Genomic DNA, 17,390 nt, shown 5'->3' with positions numbered 1-17,390 from the left:
TTTGTTCATTGAAAGGGAGTGGATTCCAATGGGACAATGATAGAATTCTATCACTTTAAATTGAGTAGTTCGGTTCGGAGTAGTTAAACGGGCATAATGGAGGTAAAAGATTAAAATGACACATAAGAAAGAAGTTGTTTTTAGCTTGTTGTTTGTAATAATGGTGTTATGTACAGGCTGCAGTGATAAAGATAATGGAGATACGTCTAAAAATAACAGGACTTCAGGAGAATCATTTGTTCAAGAAGAAACTATTGAGAGTACAGACAATACAGACAATGCAGACGGCAGCTCGGCACCAACGCCAGAACTGAAAACGCCCCGAACGAAAAAGGAATTGGAAGATGCGCTTGGTACAGTGAATGAGTCGGGAAAATGGACGCCACCAGCCGGTTCTCATATAGATCCCAAAACAGGTAATATACTGAATAAAGATGGGGTCGTGGTTGGAACTACGCAGGAACCTTATAGTAAAGCACGTCCAGGTTCTCAAGGATGATGATATGGTGTAAAAAAATTATGGGAGGAAAAGATTATGAAGTATATGAGAAAAAACTCATTTGTAGTGTGTTTGGTCATAAGTGCAATTCTTTTGACAAGTTCATTTGCAATGCCGGTGCTTGCTGCGGAAAATACAGGAATTGAAACAAGCTCTGTCACGAGAAGCGTACCGGGATATTACAAGTGCACAGGGTCGGATGTAAATATCAGATCAGGCCCTGGAACACAATATACAATAGTAGGCACATTGAATTATGGCACAAAAGTATATGTATATTCTATCAGTAATGGGTGGGCCAAAATTTCTCTTGGCGGCATTTACCGTTATGTTAGTGCCGATTACCTTCGGGAGCTTTAAGGAAAAACATTTAATATAAACGAGGCATAGGTAAATAGCTGTATGGGCTGCCGCACTGAAAAGTTTGGTGCGGCAGCACTTTTGTTTACTTTTTTAATTGAAACTACAAATGGACAAATTCTAAAAAACGTCCCAAAAACAGTATTCTGTGTTTGGGTTATAAAGACAAATTTAAAATATATAGATATTTCCGGTGGTTCGTGGTATGATAAAAATAGAAACAAAAGTGCTATTTCAAGAAAGGGTGATGGTTATGGCATTGGCACAGGCAACAAAATCCCATGAACCAACTTATACAATCAATGATGCAATGGATGTTCTTTTGTCAAGGCTGGATGAAGCCATTGATGATATGGAAAGTGACAGAGTGCAGATAGTGGAAGAAGCATGGGCAGAAATTGATGCAATATAAGGGGTACGGATGGAAAAAAGAAAATACAAAGTTGTAATTGCCCAGAGCGGCAAGCTGGATGTGAAGGAAAAAAGAAATATATCCTTCAGCAATTTAAATACCGGGAGTATGCAGAGGATTTTTCCCAAAAGATTAAAAAGCGGTTCTTGCACTTGACACACTTCCTACCAGATATAATACAATAGGCTTCCGATATCGTGGCTATGATATTTACATGAAATATACTGCCTGTTTTTTAACGCCATTGGAATTGTTAGAAAGAAAGATTAAAATAAGAGACACCAGCAATCAATACGCTGATGTCTCTTATTAATATTACCTGATTGTTGATAAATAATTTACTTTGTATCCTGCAGTGCGAGATAACCTTCTTCGCCTGTACGGATCTTAACGACATTTTCAATGTCATATACAAATACTTTACCATCACCAATCTGACCGGTATGGAGGACTGCCTTGGCAGTTTCGATAACTTTCTGTACAGGTACGAGACTTACAACAATCTCAATTTTGACCTTAGGAAGAAGATTCATTTCCATCTCAACACCACGATAGTAGGATGGAGCACCTTTCTGTACACCGCATCCGAGAACGTTCGTAATAGTGATACCTGTAACACCGATCTCATTCATTGCCTGCATAAATTCATCAAGCTTATTCTGACGGGTGATGATAACAACTTTTGTAAGCTTATGAACGCCTTCTTTCGGAAGTTCAGGAACTGATTCAGCAGGAGCAGAAGGTCTGGCTGTGACAACAGGAGCTTTTATGGAAGTTCCCATAGGAGTCGGAACACCAGCCATTGCGAAACCGTCATAAGCACTTGCAAGACCATGTTCTTTGGAGTCAAGACCTGCGATCTCTTCTTCAGCTGAAACACGAAGTCCGATTGTATGTTTGATTACCTGGAAGATAATTGTCATAGTAACAACAACCCATGCGATTGTGATGATCATACCAGTGAACTGAACACCAAATCCGTGGAAGCCGCCGCCTGTAAGGAGTCCTTTCCAGTCTGTGCCTGATCCGTCTGAGAAAAGACCAACTGCAAGGGTACCGAAAGCACCGTTTAAACCATGAACACCGACAGCACCAACAGGGTCATCAATTTTCAGAACCTTGTCAATAAATTCAATACCAAATACTACGATAAAACCGGAAGCAATACCGATGATTGCTGCGGATGTAGGAGAAACTGTGTCGCATCCTGCTGTAATTGCTACAAGTCCTGCAAGAGAACCGTTCAGAGACATGGAAACATCCGGTTTTTTGTAACGTACCCATGTGATGATCATAACAGTTACAGTTGCAACAGCTGCTGAAAGGTTAGTAGTAACGAAGATTTTACCGGCACTTACGATTGCATCGCCTTCCATACTTACTGTGGAAGCACCGTTAAATCCGAACCAGCAGAACCAGAGGATAAATACACCTAAAGCGCCAACTGTAAGGTTGTGTCCCGGGATAGCCTTTGATTTGCCGTCCTTTGTATATTTACCGATACGAGGTCCAAGGATGATGGCACCGATCAGAGCTGCCACACCACCTACCATATGTACTGCACAGGAACCTGCGAAATCGTGGAATCCCATCTGGCTGATAAATCCACCGCCCCAGATCCAGTGTCCGGATACCGGATATACAACAAGACTGATCATAAGGCTGTAGATGCAATAGGAAAGGAACTTGGTACGTTCTGCCATTGCACCGGAAACAATTGTTGCGGATGTTGCACAGAATACTGTCTGGAAGATTAAGAATGCCCAGAAAGGAACTCCGTCAGGAAGCATTCCTGAACCATAGTGTGCTTCTGTGGCAATACCACCGATCTTTCCGATAAATCCATTACCTGCACCAAACATCAGACCGAAGCCGACCAGCCAGAAGACCGGGGTTCCGATACAGAAGTCCATCAGGTTTTTCATAATAATGTTACCTGCGTTTTTGGCTCGTGTGAAGCCTGTTTCTACCATTGCGAATCCGGCCTGCATAAAGAAGACCAGCGCGGCGCCGACCAGCACCCATATTGTGTTTACTGCGGAAAATTCCATAATAATATTCCTCCCTCATAAAAATTTCCTCATATTTTATAAAATGCAAAAAGCGCGATGCCTGGAAATGTAGCCAGTTCATCGCGCTTTTGCGAATATAAAATCCATATTTATAGTGTATTGCATAACTGATGTAATAGAAAAGACATTTCGTATGACTGTATGCAATGCAGTTTAAAATCAAAATTATATGTAAAACAGGAGAACATCAAAATATCGTGTGATTAATGGATGAGGAAATCGATAATGAATTATGAAGTAGAGTTCATAAAGATATTCCCCTGTTATTACCTGTTAATTAAACGGAAAACAGAAGCTTGTCATATGTAGGATATGGAAGCAGTGCATCCGGAATCAGAGTTTCTGCTGCATCTACAGACTTTCTGAGTTCATCCATATCAGAAAGAACAACTGTCTGGTATGCTTTTGCATTAGCCAGAGGATCTTCTGTAGCAAGCGCTTTGGCAGTGTCTGCTTTTAAGGTCTCAAGACCTGTGGAAATCTCATCAGCAAGCTGTGACAGCTCTTTGATCAGTTTTCCTTCAGAAGCTGTGCTGACATCTGAAACAACTGATTTTTTAGCAACAGCAGTAGCTGCAACTTTGTCGATATATGCGAATACAGATGGAAGGAAATCCTTCTGTACCATTTCAACCATAGTATTGGACTCAATGTTAAGAATCTTGGAATAGGATTCCAGCCAGATCTCATAACGGGATTCAATTTCTTCTTTTGTGAAGATATGATATTTGGTAAAGAGTTCAATATTTTTATCTGCGATCCACTGAGGAAGAGCATCTGGTGTAGATTTCAGGTTAAAGAGACCTCGTTTCTCAGCTTCTTCGATCCATTCGTCTGTATAACCGTTTCCGTTAAAGATAACACATTTATGATCAATAATTGTCTTCTTGATCAGTTCGTGGATTGCATCCTCCATCTTGTCTTCCGGTACATCCTTTAACTGTTCTGCAAACTGGTGAACACACTCAGCAACAGCAGTGTTTAAAATAATGTTCGGGTTTGCAACAGAAGCTTCGGAACCAAGCATACGGAATTCGAATTTGTTACCTGTAAATGCGAATGGTGAAGTACGGTTTCTGTCTGTATTGTCTTTTACGAAATGTGGAAGTACTTTTGCACCGATATCCATCTGGACTGCGCGGCTTCCTGCAAAATATTCGTCATTTTCGATAGATTTTAATACTTCTGTCAGTTCATCACCGAGGAATACGGATACAACAGCAGGCGGAGCCTCGTTTGCACCAAGACGGTGATCATTTCCTGCACTTGCTACAGAAATACGAAGTACATCTGCGTATTCATCAACTGCTTTGATAACAGCTGTCAGGAAAATCAGGAACTGTGTATTTTCAGCAGGTGTTTTTCCCGGATCAAGGATATTTACACCGGTATCTGTAATCATAGACCAGTTGTTGTGTTTACCACTTCCGTTGATTCCCTCAAATGGTTTCTCGTGAAGAAGGCATACAAGTCCGTGCTTGTCGGCAACTTTCTTCATTACTTCCATTGTTAACTGGTTGTGGTCAACCGCAACGTTTGTTGTATCGAATACAGGAGCCAGCTCATGCTGTGCAGGAGCAACTTCGTTATGTTTTGTTTTGGCAGGAATACCAAGTTTCCAGAGCTCTACATCCAGGTCATGCATATAAGCTGCGACACGAGGTTTCAGAGCACCGAAGTAATGATCTTCCATTTCCTGGCCCTTAGGAGCAGGAGCACCGATCAGTGTACGTCCGCAGAATACAAGGTCTTTTCTCTGTTTGTATAATTCCTTGTCTACCAGGAAGTATTCCTGTTCAGGACCTACAGTTGTATTTACGTGTTTGATATCTTTATTTCCTATTATATGGAGAAGGTTTGTAGCTTCTTTATCAAGTGTCTGCATGGAACGAAGGAGAGGAGTCTTTTTATCAAGAGCTTCTCCGCTGTAGGAGCAGAATGCTGTAGGAATGTAAAGGGTTCCGTCTTTGATGAATGCCGGTGATGTCGGATCCCATGCTGTATATCCTCTTGCCTCGAATGTGGCACGAAGACCGCCTGACGGGAAACTGGAAGCATCCGGCTCACCTTTTACAAGTTCTTTACCTGAGAAATCCATGATCACCTGACCATCTCCTGTAGGAGAAATGAAGCTGTCATGTTTCTCTGCAGTTACGTTTGTCATTGGCTGGAACCAGTGAGTATAATGAGTGGCGCCGTTCTCGGTAGCCCATTCTTTCATTGCAACAGCAACGGAGTTGGCAACATCAAGTTCAAGGTGTGTACCGCTCTCGATTGTTTTCTTTAATGCTTTGTACATGTCTTTTGGCAGTTTACTTCTCATTACTTTGTCGTTGAAGACCAGGCTGCCGTACAGTTCAGGGATATTCTGTGCCATATAGGTACTCTCCTTTCGGTTTGCAATATTTTCTGAATATGTGTAGTGCCGCTGCAGATCACCATTGTGACTGCCTGCGGTTTTCGTCTCATAGAAAATTCCTCATCGAACATTTTCTATGAAACGAAAGTTTTATAAAACGAAAAAAGCGCCCTGGATGAGATCTCTGTAGATCTTTCCAAAGCGCCTTTGCTTTATGTGCTGTACTATAAACGAAATGAAAACAGATGTCAAGCACTTTTTTTGAAAAAATTCAGAAAAAATTTTTGAGATATGGCAAAAAAAGGATAGGTTGACAAATTTGTTTCTATTATTATAATTTGATTTTGGAACCCGTCAAACATAAGAAAACAATGTCAGCGGGTTTTGAAAGTAAAGTTAAAGTCAGACAAGAGAATACGATCGGAGGAAATCAGATGGCTGGAATAAAAGAAGAGTGCGGCGTCTTTGGAATTTATGATCTGGATGGCGGCAATGTAGTTCCGTCCATATATTATGGACTGACTTCCCTGCAGCACAGAGGACAGGAATCCTGCGGACTTGCAGTTTCTGATACTAAGGGAGAGCGTGGAAATGTGAAGTTTCATAAGGATCTGGGACTTGTAAGTGAGGTTCTCAGACAGGATGTTGTCCGTAAATATGAGGGAGATATTGGTATTGGTCATGTAAGATATTCCACAACAGGAGCTTCTGTTGCAGAGAATGCACAGCCCCTTGTTTTGTCTTATGTAAAGGGAACTCTTGCACTTGCACATAACGGAAATCTGGTTAATACACCGGAACTGAAATGGGAACTGATCCAGAATGGAGCGATTTTCCATACAACTACAGATTCAGAGGTTATTGCGTTCCATATCGCAAGAGAACGTGTGCATTCTAAAACAGTAGAAGAGGCAGTGCTAAAGACTGCAAAGAAGATCAAAGGTGCATATGGTCTGGTAGTTATGAGCCCGAGAAAACTGATCGCAGTCCGCGACCCATATGGACTGAAACCATTGTGTCTCGGTAAAAGAGGAAATGCTTATGTTATTGCTTCTGAGAGCTGTGCTCTGACATCTGTAAGTGCGGAATTTATCCGTGACATTGAGCCGGGTGAGATTCTTACGATCACAAAAGACGGACTGAAGTCAAATAAAGAGCTTGCGTCTGCTGCTGCAAAACGCGCGCATTGTGTGTTTGAGTATATATATTTTGCAAGACTTGACAGTACCATTGATGGGGTGAAGGTCTATGATGCCAGAATCCGCGGTGGTAAATCTCTTGCCAAGTCTTATCCTGTAGAGGCAGATCTTGTAACAGGTGTACCGGAGTCCGGACTCCCTGCTGCAAAGGGATACTCCGAAGCATCAGGAATCCCGTTTGCATTTGCGTTCTATAAAAACAGCTATATTGGAAGAACATTTATCAAACCGACTCAGGAAGAACGTGAGTCCAGCGTTCATCTGAAACTGAGTGTGCTGGAATCTGTTGTAAAAGATAAGAGGATTGTTCTGGTGGATGATTCTATTGTTCGTGGAACAACCATTGCAAACCTGATCCACATGTTAAAAGAGGCGGGAGCAAAGGAAGTGCACGTACGTATCAGTTCACCGCCATTTTTACATCCATGTTATTTCGGAACGGATGTGCCGTCAAATGATCAGCTCATTGCAGCCAGCCACAGCACGGAGGAAATCTGTAAAATGATCGGAGCAGATTCTCTTGGCTACATGCAGACAGATTATCTGGAAGGAATGGCGGGCGGCCTGCCCTTATGTAAGGCATGCTTCGATGGAAATTATCCGATGGAGATTCCGGATTATACAAATGCGGAGTTTGCAGATATTGTGAAGTGTTAAGTCGCAAAAATTCATAAAAAATGCAGAAACCTGTCGATGATATATGGAATCAATCTCACATAATGGTAAAACCAATATAGGATGAAGTCATACATAATGTATAAAATAATGCTGTGAAAACATATATAAACGAACAAAATGCACAATAGAACCCCTGCGCTTTATGAAAATTGGATAAATTTAAAAACTTGACAAATTCTGAAATGTGGAACATAATATGGGCGTCTGATAGAAAAAAACAAAGAATGTTTTCAGAAAGGGTGATCACGATGTCACAGAGTAAAATCAAGTTAAATGCAACCGAAGAGGTGCAGGAATTTGTGAATGCTGCAAGCAGATGTGATTTTGATATTGATGTTTATTACAACAGATTTTTAATTGATGCCAAATCAATCCTTGGTGTACTTAGTCTGGATCTGACCAGAGAACTGACAGTAGACTGCCACGGGGAGAGCCGGGAATTTGATCGTACATTGAAGAAATTTGCAGTTGCATAAATTTTACATTTTTATAACCGAATAATTATCGCAGAGAAGACGGGTCTGGAAGATGAACTTCTACAGATTCGTTTTTTCTGTATTATGACTGTGTTCAGAGTAATTCCATAAAATATAACTGCTTCATAGTTTATCAGAAGGAACTTATTTGATTTGTTTTTGCTTAAAAACGGGAAATTCATTATTGACAAACGAAAAAAAATGTTTTATAGTATAGCATATTTTTAAAGAAAGCCAATTGAACATATTATTATAGAAGATATGATGATCTGACAAAGGCGTCAGATGCAGAATACCAGATGGGTCAAGTGCCCTCTGATAGCTGCATCTGACGCTTTTTTATTAACAAAGGATGATGGAGGAGGAAATCAAAATGGCAGTGAAATACGTATTTGTTACAGGAGGAGTTGTTTCCGGTCTTGGAAAGGGAATCACAGCTGCATCTCTGGGGCGTCTTCTGAAAGCGAGAGGATATCAGGTAACCATGCAGAAGTTTGATCCTTATATCAATATCGACCCCGGAACCATGAACCCGATTCAGCACGGAGAAGTTTTTGTAACAGACGATGGTACAGAGACAGACCTGGATCTGGGACATTATGAGAGATTCATTGATGAGAGTCTTGATAAAAATTCCAATGTGACAACCGGTAAGGTTTACTGGTCTGTTCTTCAGAAAGAACGTCACGGGGATTTCGGCGGGGGTACCGTACAGGTAATTCCTCATATTACAAATGAGATTAAGAGTCGTTTCTACCGCGCCAAATCACCGGAGGAAAACAAGATTGCCATTATCGAGGTGGGAGGAACAGTTGGTGATATTGAAAGCCAACCGTTCCTGGAAGCAATTCGTCAGTTCCAGCTCAATGTGGGACATGACAATGCAATCCTGATTCACGTAACATTAATTCCTTATTTAAAGGCATCTGAAGAACTGAAAACAAAACCTACACAGGCAAGCGTAAAGGAACTTCAGGGAATGGGAATTCAGCCGGATGTACTGGTGTGCAGAAGTGAACATGAGCTGACAGAGGACATTAAAGAAAAAATCGCTTTATTCTGCAACGTACCTGTATCACATGTACTTCAGAACCTGGATGTGGAATATTTATATGAAGCTCCTCTTGCAATGGAAAGAGAGAAGCTTGCAGATGTAGTTCTTTCAAGTCTCCGTCTGGAAAACAGAAAACCGGATTTAAGTGACTGGGAGGAAATGGTAGAAAGTCTGAGAAATCCGAATAAAACAGTAAAGATCGCAATTGTAGGAAAATATACACAGCTTCATGATGCATATCTCAGTGTAGTAGAGGCACTGAAACATGGCGGAATTTCCTGCAGAGCCAAGGTAGAGCTTGACTGGATCGATTCCGAAGAACTGACAGAGAAGAATCTGGATCAGCAGCTTCACAATGTAGATGGTATCCTGGTTCCGGGTGGTTTCGGGAACAGAGGTACAGAAGGAATGATCCTGGCAGCACAGTATGCAAGAGTACATAAGATTCCATATCTTGGAATCTGTCTGGGAATGCAGATGGCAATTGTAGAATTCGCCCGTCATGTACTTGGATACGAAGATGCAAACAGTATTGAACTGAATCCGGAGACAAAGCATCCGGTAATTGCATTAATGCCGGATCAGGAAGATATCGAAGATATCGGTGGAACCTTAAGACTTGGAAGTTATCCATGTATTCTTGCAGAAGGTTCCAGATCCTATGAACTCTTTGGCAAAAAAGAAATCCATGAGCGCCACAGACATCGTTATGAAGTAAACAATGCATTCCGTAAAGAACTTCAGGAGAAAGGAATGAATATCGTAGGAACTTCCCCTGATAATCATATTGTAGAGATGATCGAGATCGCAGGGCACCCGTTCTATGTAGGAACTCAGGCCCATCCGGAATTCAAATCCCGCCCGAATCATGCACATCCTTTATTCAGAGGATTTATTCAGGCGGCCGTCGATAAGAAAATAAGCGAAGAACAGCAGCAGAAATAGAAAGGATGAGGAGATTATGAAAGAAGTGAGAGAACAGCAGCAACAGCAAGGTATGTACAGGCCTGAATTTGAGCATGACAACTGTGGTATCGGAGCAGTTGTCAATATCAAAGGCAAGAAAACCCACGATACTGTTGCAAATGCATTAAAGATCGTAGAACATCTGGAACACCGCGCAGGTAAGGATGCAGAAGGCAAAACCGGTGACGGTGTAGGTATCCTTCTCCAGATTTCCCATAAATTTTTCAAGAAAGCCTGTAAGAAAGAGGGATTTGAGATTGGTGATGAGAGAGAATACGGCATTGCACAGTTTTTCTTCCCACAGCATGAGATTAAACGTGCACAGGCAAAGAAGATGTTTGAGATCATTCTTGAGAAAGAAGGTCTGGAACTTCTGGGGTGGCGTCAGGTTCCGGTATTTCCGGAAGTGCTTGGACACAAGGCAAGAGAATGTATGCCATGCATTATGCAGGCATTTATCAAAAAACCGGAAGATGTGGAAAAAGGTCTTCCATTTGACCGTATGCTCTACATTGCAAGACGTGAGTTTGAACAGAGTAATGATAATACTTATGTAGTTTCCATGAGCAGCCGTACCATCGTTTACAAAGGTATGTTCCTGGTTGGACAGCTTCGTACTTTCTTCGAAGACCTCCAGAGCCCGGATTATGAATCTGCTATCGCTATGGTACACTCCCGTTTCAGTACCAACACAAACCCAAGCTGGGAGAGAGCACATCCGAACCGTTTCATGGTACATAACGGTGAGATCAACACCATCCGCGGCAACGCAGATAAGATGCTTGCAAGAGAAGAGAACATGGAATCTCCATACCTGGAGGGACAGCTTCACAAAGTGCTTCCTGTTGTAAACAGAAACGGTTCCGACTCTGCAATGCTTGACAATACACTGGAGTTTCTGGTAATGAGCGGTATGGAACTTCCGCTTGCAGTTATGATCACAATCCCTGAACCATGGGCAAACAATGACACCATTTCCCAGGCAAAACGTGACTTTTATCAGTACTATGCAACTATGATGGAGCCATGGGACGGACCTGCATCTATCCTGTTCTCTGATGGTGATGTTATGGGTGCAGTCCTTGACAGAAATGGTCTCCGTCCATCCAGATATTATATTACTTCTGACGGCTATATGATCCTTTCCTCAGAGGTGGGTGTTCTGCCAATCCCGGAAGAGAAAATCGTATTAAAAGAGCGTCTCCATCCTGGAAAAATGCTTCTTGTAGATACTGTAAAGGGAAAAGTAATTGATGACAATGAACTGAAAGAGGGCTATGCAAAAATGCAGCCATACGGTGAATGGCTGGATAGTCATCTGGTACAGTTAAAAGACATCAAGATTCCTAACGAAAGACCAGAAGAATATACACCTGAGCAGAGAGCACGTCTGCAGAAAGCATTCGGCTATACTTATGAGCAGTACCGTACTTCCATCAGAAACATGGCGTTAAACGGAGCAGAGAGCATCGGAGCTATGGGTGTGGATACCCCGCTTGCAGTATTTTCCAAACAGAACAGACCATTATTTGACTACTTTAAACAGCTCTTTGCACAGGTTACCAACCCTCCGATTGATGCAATCCGTGAGGAAATCGTTACCAGCACAAGTGTTTATGTAGGTAAAGACGGAAACCTGCTGGAGCAGAAACCGGAAAACTGTCAGGTATTAAAGATTAATAACCCGATCCTGACAAATACAGATATGATGAAAATCAAGAGCTTCAAACATGAGGGCTTCAAGACAGCAGTTGTTTCTACCTTATATTATAAGAGCACCAAGCTTGAGAGAGCTATTGATCGTCTTTTCGTAGAAGTAGATAAAGCATTCCGCGAGGGTGCAAACATCCTTGTTCTTTCAGACAGAGGAGTAGATGAAAACCATATGCCGATTCCGTCACTTCTGGCAGTATCCGCAGTTCATCAGCACCTGGTAAAGACGAAAAAGAGTACCTCCCTTGCAATTATCCTGGAATCCGGTGAGCCAAGAGAAGTACATCACTTTGCAACCTTACTTGGTTACGGTGCAAGTGCCATCAACCCGTACCTTGCCCTTGAGACCATTCATGAACTGATCGACAGTCATATGCTGGAGAAAGACTATTATGCAGCAGTAGATGACTACAATCATGCAGTCATCAGCGGTATTGTAAAGATTGCTTCCAAGATGGGTATTTCCACCATCCAGTCTTATCAGGGATCTCAGATCTTCGAGGCAATCGGTATTTCCTCAGATGTGATCGAGAAATACTTTACTGGTACAGTCAGTCGTGTAGGCGGAATCACACTGGAAGACATCGAAGAGAATGTAGAGAAGCTTCACTCAGAAGCATTTGACCCGTTAGGACTTCCTACAGACCTGACTCTGGACAGCGTAGGCGCACACAAGATGAGAAGCCAGGGAGAGGAACATCGTTACAATCCTCAGACTATTCATCTTCTGCAGCAGTCCACATGGACTGGAAGCTACGATCTGTTCAAACAGTACACAGATCTGGTGGATAAAGAAAACCACGGAAACTTAAGAGGACTTCTGGACTTTAAGTTTGCTGAGACTCCGGTTCCACTTGAAGAAGTGGAGAGCGTAGATGATATTGTAAAACGATTTAAGACAGGTGCCATGTCCTATGGTTCTATTTCACAGGAAGCACATGAGACACTGGCGATCGCCATGAACCACCTTCATGGAAAATCCAATACAGGTGAGGGCGGTGAAAGTGACGAAAGACTGGATTCCGCAGGAAGCAGCGATGACAGATGCTCCGCGATCAAACAGGTTGCCAGTGGACGTTTCGGTGTAACCAGCCGTTATCTTGTATCTGCAAGAGAAATCCAGATCAAGATGGCACAGGGTGCAAAACCTGGTGAAGGTGGACATCTTCCTGCAAAGAAAGTATATCCGTGGATTGCCAAAACCCGTCATTCCACACCTGGTGTCAGCCTGATTTCCCCGCCACCGCACCACGATATCTATTCTATCGAGGACCTGGCACAGTTAATCTATGACCTTAAGAATGCAAATAAATATGCAGATATTTCTGTCAAACTGGTATCTGAAGCAGGTGTCGGTACAGTTGCAGCAGGTGTTGCAAAAGCCGGTGCACAGACGATCCTGATCTCTGGTTATGACGGAGGTACAGGTGCAGCTCCGAGAAGTTCTATCCACAATGCAGGACTTCCATGGGAACTTGGACTTGCAGAAACACATCAGACACTGCTCAAGAATGGTCTGAGAAACCGTGTCCGCATTGAGACAGACGGTAAGCTTATGAGTGGTCGTGACGTTGCGATCGCAGCATTAATGGGTGCCGAGGAATTTGGTTTTGCAACAGCTCCGCTTGTAACCATGGGATGCGTTATGATGCGTGTATGTAACCTGGATACCTGCCCGGTTGGTGTGGCAACACAGAACCCTGAACTTCGTAAGAGATTCAAAGGTAAACCGGAATATGTAGAGAATTTCATGCGCTTTATCGCACAGGAATTAAGAGAGTATATGTCTAAACTGGGATTCCGTACAGTCAGCGAAATGGTTGGACGTACAGATCTTCTGGTTCAGACAGACAATGTACCAGAACCACATCAGGGTAAAGTAGATTTAAGTGCAATCCTGAACAATCCGTTCGCAGGCAAAGACCAGAAAGTTACTTTTGACCCGAAAGCCGTATATAACTTCGAACTGGAAAAGACCATGGATGAAAAGGTTCTGGTTAAGAAATGCGTAAATGCCATCAATAAAGGTCAGAAAACAGAGCTTTCTGTAAACCTGACAAACATTGACCGTACATTCGGAACCATCCTTGGTGCAGAGATCACAAGAAAGAACAAAGACGGACTTGCAGATGACACTATCACTGTACACTGCAACGGTGCCGGCGGACAGAGTTTCGGTGCATTTATTCCGAAAGGTCTGACACTGGAACTGACCGGCGACAGCAACGACTACTTCGGAAAAGGTCTTTCCGGTGGTAAACTGATTCTGAAAGTTCCGGAGAAAGCTGCATACAAAGCAGAAGAGAACATTATCGTAGGTAACGTTGCCCTCTACGGTGCAACCAGCGGTACCGCATTTATCAATGGTGTTGCAGGTGAGCGTTTCGCAGTCCGTAACTCCGGTGCATCTGCAGTTGTAGAAGGCGTAGGAGAACACGGCTGTGAATATATGACAGGTGGCCGCGTAGTCGTACTTGGTAAGACTGGCAAGAACTTTGCAGCAGGTATGAGCGGCGGTATCGCATATGTACTGGATGTGGATAATGTTCTTTACAAGAACCTGAACAAAGCCATGATTTCCATCGAAAAAGTGGAAAACAAATATGACAAAAAAGAACTTCGCGATCTGATTGAAGCTCATGTAGAAGCAACAGGCTCCAAACTTGGTGCGAAAGTTCTGGCTGACTTTGATTATTATCTGCCGCACTTTAAGAAACTCATTCCGAATGAGTACAAGAAGATGATCACTTTAAGTGCGAAACTGGAAGAAAAAGGACTCAACAGTCAGCAGGCACAGATGGAAGCGTTCTATGAAAGTATTGGCGCTAAACATTGATAATAATTGAATATATCGTGTGAACTTATCAATGTTGCCCCGTCATCTTTTAGAATAAATAAAAAGGTGGCGTGGGCCATACCAGTATTGCCGCGGTTGGTGCGGCGAAAAGGAGGAAATCATGGGAAAACCTACGGGATTTTTAGAGTATAAAAGAGAGACGGCAAAGGTTCTGCCGCCAAAGGTCCGCATTGCAAATTTCAAAGAATTCAGGACACCTTTAAATAAAGAAAAACAGAAACTTCAGGGCGCACGCTGCATGGCATGCGGTGTCCCGTTCTGCCAGTCAGGTATGATGATCGGCGGTATGGCATCCGGCTGCCCTCTGCACAACCTTGTACCTGAGACAAATGATCTGGTTTATACAGGCAACTGGAAACAGGCATTCTTAAGACTGAGCAAGACACATAGCTTCCCGGAATTTACTTCACGTGTCTGCCCTGCACTCTGTGAAGCAGCCTGCACCTGTAATTTAAACGGAGAACCGGTCTCCACAAAAGAAAATGAACGTGCGATCATCGAGACAGCCTACGAGAACGGATGGGTAACTCCGCAGATCCCGGAAGTGCGTACAGGTAAATCCATCGCAGTCATCGGAAGCGGTCCCTCCGGACTGGCAGCAGCCCAGCAGTTGAACAGACGAGGTCACAGTGTAACTGTATTTGAAAGAAAAGACCGTGTAGGCGGACTTCTCCGCTACGGTATCCCTAACATGAAGCTGGACAAAGCTGTTGTTGACAGAAGAATCCATCTTATGGAAGAAGAGGGAGTGAAATTCGTTACAAATGTAAACGTAGGAAAGGACATCAAAGCAGAAGAACTTCTGAAACAGTTCGACCGCGTCATCCTTGCCTGCGGAGCATCCAATCCACGAGACATTAAAGTTCCGGGACGGGATGCAAAAGGAATTTATTTCGCAGTAGATTTCCTGGGACAGGTAACAAAAGCGCTGTTGGACTCTGATTTTGCCAAAGTTCCATATGAACTTGCCAAAGGAAAAAATGTTCTGGTCATCGGTGGTGGTGATACAGGAAATGACTGTGTGGGAACTTCTATCCGTCTGGGTGCCAAATCTGTGATCCAGTTAGAGATGATGCCGAAGCCGCCAGTGGAAAGAACACCATCCAACCCATGGCCGCAGTGGCCCAGAGTCCTCAAAACAGACTATGGCCAGGAAGAAGCTATCGCAGTATTCGGACATGATCCACGAGTATACCAGACTACTGTTACAGAATTTATCAAAGATAAAAACGGAAATGTCTGCCAGGCAAAACTCACAAAATTAAAGAGCGAAAAAGATCCAAAGACCGGACGAATGATGATGGTACCGGTAGAAGGTACTGAAGAAGTCATCCCTGTAGATGTAGTTCTCATCGCAGCCGGATTCCTTGGCAGTGAGAAATATGTAACAGACGCATTTAAGGTAGCCATCAACGGAAGAACCAACGTAGATACAAAGCCAGATCAGTATCAGACCTCTGTAGACAAAGTCTTCACAGCAGGAGATATGCACAGAGGTCAGTCCCTGGTAGTATGGGCAATCCGCGAAGGCAGAGAAGCTGCGAAGGCGGTAGATGAATCGCTGATGGGATACTCCTATCTGTAAAAATAAGATAAAATATGACAAAGGTGCTATTGCCTGACGGAAAAGGACGTCAGGAAGTAGCACCTTTGTTTTTTGAAGTGATTTTCGGGTGTTTCGGGTATTACAATAATTGTAGTTTAGTTTGAATAAACAAAAATACTTAGTAAATCCAGCGTTTATACGGGTTTGCAGCATTTTTAAAAGTCTTTTGATAACAAATTGATAACGGTTGTATGAGAGCCATTATCCTTGTAATCCAGTGGTTTTAGGGTTAGAGAATGATTAATAGGTGGTTGTGCAACAAATAAATCCATATTTATCTGGTTTGAGTCGGTCTTGGAATATTCCGACCAGAGCGTTGCTAAGTTTCTGTGACGGAACTTTTGCCCATGTTTGCGTAGTATCAAATTCCGGGTAGTGGTAACGCCCCTCATCGTATTTGTCCTTGCTGATTTCTTCAGAAGATAGCTTGTCAGCCTGCTCTTTCCAGGCATACAGCATTTTCCAGAGTTCGTGAGCGTCCTTGTCTTTGGAAGTATCGACTTTCAGGCAGATATCTTCGTCTGATTCACTGACTGTTAGACCGTACAAATCTTCAAGGGTAAATAAAGTGTGCATCAGTCCGATATAGCTGTCAATGTCAGGCACATCGAGGGCATGAGGGGAAACATCCAAAGCCTGTGCCAGTGCAGCAATAAGTTCCGCTTTCGGTTTTCTTGTTCCTGTTTCCTTTTACGCTTTTGAAATGCTCTACTGGTGCGGTATCCGTGAGGGAGAATTGTTGGCACTGACCGCCGCTGACTTCAATTTTGAGAAAGAAACGGTCAGAATCAATAAGTTCTATCAGCGATTACACGGCGAAGATGTGATTACCACACCGAAAACAAAGAAAAGTAATCGTATGATCAAAATGCCGAAGTTCCTCTGTGAAGAAATGCAGGAATATTTGCAGATGCTTTACGGATTGAAGAAGAAAGACCGAATCTTTACGGTCACAAAGAATATCGTAGAGGTGTATATCTGAATCTGCTTACAAGTGGAAGGTTGAATGATTATTTGGCTGGTATAGAAGAACAGGCACAGAAACGCTTTGAAAGGATTGTAGAGCAGATGGCAGAGAGTGAAGGTATTACCGAACAACTTAAAGCAACTGATCAGGTGGCTTGGGTAGGAGAAATGAA

General features: G+C 42.9%; 12 protein-coding genes and 2 pseudogenes. 11 read left to right on the top strand and 3 right to left on the bottom strand.

Annotation, left to right across the window (positions count from 1 at the left end; translation table 11 throughout):
* The first annotated feature begins 115 nt into the window (after positions 1-115).
* From AC075J_RS04375 to AC075J_RS04360, 4 genes are all read left to right on the top strand, one after another.
* Entirely contained in the window at positions 116-499 is a 384-nt protein-coding gene (locus AC075J_RS04375) for a hypothetical protein (protein WP_008704932.1), read from the top strand.
* 36 nt (positions 500-535) lie between these two features.
* The gene (locus tag AC075J_RS04370) at positions 536-859 is read left to right on the top strand and encodes an SH3 domain-containing protein (RefSeq protein WP_020993697.1); all 324 of its coding nucleotides are present in this window, start codon (positions 536-538) and stop codon (positions 857-859) included.
* A 205-nt stretch (positions 860-1,064) separates the two neighbouring features.
* Entirely contained in the window at positions 1,065-1,271 is a 207-nt protein-coding gene (locus AC075J_RS04365) for a hypothetical protein (protein WP_025579443.1), read from the top strand.
* 9 nt (positions 1,272-1,280) lie between these two features.
* The gene (locus tag AC075J_RS04360; protein WP_155513483.1) at positions 1,281-1,427 is read left to right on the top strand and encodes a hypothetical protein; all 147 of its coding nucleotides are present in this window, start codon (positions 1,281-1,283) and stop codon (positions 1,425-1,427) included.
* Between the two features lie 182 nt (positions 1,428-1,609).
* On the opposite strand, the gene AC075J_RS04355 is transcribed toward AC075J_RS04360, so the two are convergent.
* A complete protein-coding gene (locus tag AC075J_RS04355; RefSeq protein WP_025579445.1) occupies positions 1,610-3,322 on the bottom strand; it encodes an ammonium transporter in 1,713 nt (570 codons plus the stop codon).
* A gap of 298 nt (positions 3,323-3,620) precedes the next feature.
* The gene (locus AC075J_RS04350; RefSeq protein ID WP_055201275.1) at positions 3,621-5,720 is read right to left on the bottom strand and encodes a glutamine synthetase III family protein; all 2,100 of its coding nucleotides are present in this window, start codon (positions 5,718-5,720) and stop codon (positions 3,621-3,623) included.
* 416 nt (positions 5,721-6,136) lie between these two features.
* On the opposite strand from AC075J_RS04350, the gene purF reads away from it, so the two are divergent.
* From purF to AC075J_RS04325, 5 genes are all read left to right on the top strand, one after another.
* Positions 6,137-7,558 carry an amidophosphoribosyltransferase gene (purF, locus tag AC075J_RS04345; RefSeq protein ID WP_022381205.1) on the top strand — a complete coding sequence of 474 codons (1,422 nt, stop codon included), beginning with the start codon at positions 6,137-6,139 and terminating at the stop codon, positions 7,556-7,558.
* Between the two features lie 269 nt (positions 7,559-7,827).
* Complete coding sequence (locus tag AC075J_RS04340) at positions 7,828-8,055, top strand: HPr family phosphocarrier protein (RefSeq protein ID WP_020993699.1); 228 nt, start codon at positions 7,828-7,830, stop codon at positions 8,053-8,055.
* A 373-nt stretch (positions 8,056-8,428) separates the two neighbouring features.
* On the top strand, positions 8,429-10,054 hold the full coding sequence (locus AC075J_RS04335; protein WP_008704921.1) for a CTP synthase: 1,626 nt from the start codon (positions 8,429-8,431) through the stop codon (positions 10,052-10,054).
* Between the two features lie 16 nt (positions 10,055-10,070).
* Positions 10,071-14,624 carry a glutamate synthase large subunit gene (gene gltB, locus AC075J_RS04330; protein WP_008704920.1) on the top strand — a complete coding sequence of 1,518 codons (4,554 nt, stop codon included), beginning with the start codon at positions 10,071-10,073 and terminating at the stop codon, positions 14,622-14,624.
* Positions 14,625-14,745: 121 nt separating this feature from the next.
* Entirely contained in the window at positions 14,746-16,230 is a 1,485-nt protein-coding gene (locus AC075J_RS04325) for a glutamate synthase subunit beta (protein ID WP_008704919.1), read from the top strand.
* A gap of 261 nt (positions 16,231-16,491) precedes the next feature.
* Here AC075J_RS04325 and AC075J_RS04320 read toward each other — a convergent pair.
* A pseudogene (locus AC075J_RS04320) lies at positions 16,492-16,938 on the bottom strand (transcriptional regulator); the annotation flags it as partial.
* Between AC075J_RS04320 and AC075J_RS04315 the strand changes: the two are divergent.
* A pseudogene (locus AC075J_RS04315) lies at positions 16,931-17,212 on the top strand (site-specific integrase); the annotation flags it as partial. The pseudogenes AC075J_RS04320 and AC075J_RS04315 sit on opposite strands and share 8 nt — an antisense overlap.
* Positions 17,213-17,253: 41 nt before the next feature.
* On the top strand, positions 17,254-17,390 hold a 137-nt coding region (locus AC075J_RS04310), incomplete at its 3' end, for a TnpV protein (protein ID WP_476390067.1).

The sequence above is a fragment of the Blautia sp. ZXY-1-C6 genome, from assembly GCF_056339875.1.
This window is presented reverse-complemented; position numbering and strand designations above follow the sequence as displayed.

Coding starts and splice junctions, on each gene's coding strand:
- AC075J_RS04370 (WP_020993697.1), top strand. CDS start 536: ATGAAGTATATGAGAAAAAACTCATTTGTAGTGTGTTTGGTCATAAGT.
- AC075J_RS04350 (WP_055201275.1), bottom strand. CDS start 5,720: ATGGCACAGAATATCCCTGAACTGTACGGCAGCCTGGTCTTCAACGAC.
- AC075J_RS04325 (WP_008704919.1), top strand. CDS start 14,746: ATGGGAAAACCTACGGGATTTTTAGAGTATAAAAGAGAGACGGCAAAG.
- AC075J_RS04335 (WP_008704921.1), top strand. CDS start 8,429: ATGGCAGTGAAATACGTATTTGTTACAGGAGGAGTTGTTTCCGGTCTT.
- gltB (WP_008704920.1), top strand. CDS start 10,071: ATGAAAGAAGTGAGAGAACAGCAGCAACAGCAAGGTATGTACAGGCCT.
- AC075J_RS04360 (WP_155513483.1), top strand. CDS start 1,281: ATGGAAAAAAGAAAATACAAAGTTGTAATTGCCCAGAGCGGCAAGCTG.
- AC075J_RS04365 (WP_025579443.1), top strand. CDS start 1,065: ATGATAAAAATAGAAACAAAAGTGCTATTTCAAGAAAGGGTGATGGTT.
- AC075J_RS04340 (WP_020993699.1), top strand. CDS start 7,828: ATGTCACAGAGTAAAATCAAGTTAAATGCAACCGAAGAGGTGCAGGAA.
- AC075J_RS04355 (WP_025579445.1), bottom strand. CDS start 3,322: ATGGAATTTTCCGCAGTAAACACAATATGGGTGCTGGTCGGCGCCGCG.
- AC075J_RS04375 (WP_008704932.1), top strand. CDS start 116: ATGACACATAAGAAAGAAGTTGTTTTTAGCTTGTTGTTTGTAATAATG.
- purF (WP_022381205.1), top strand. CDS start 6,137: ATGGCTGGAATAAAAGAAGAGTGCGGCGTCTTTGGAATTTATGATCTG.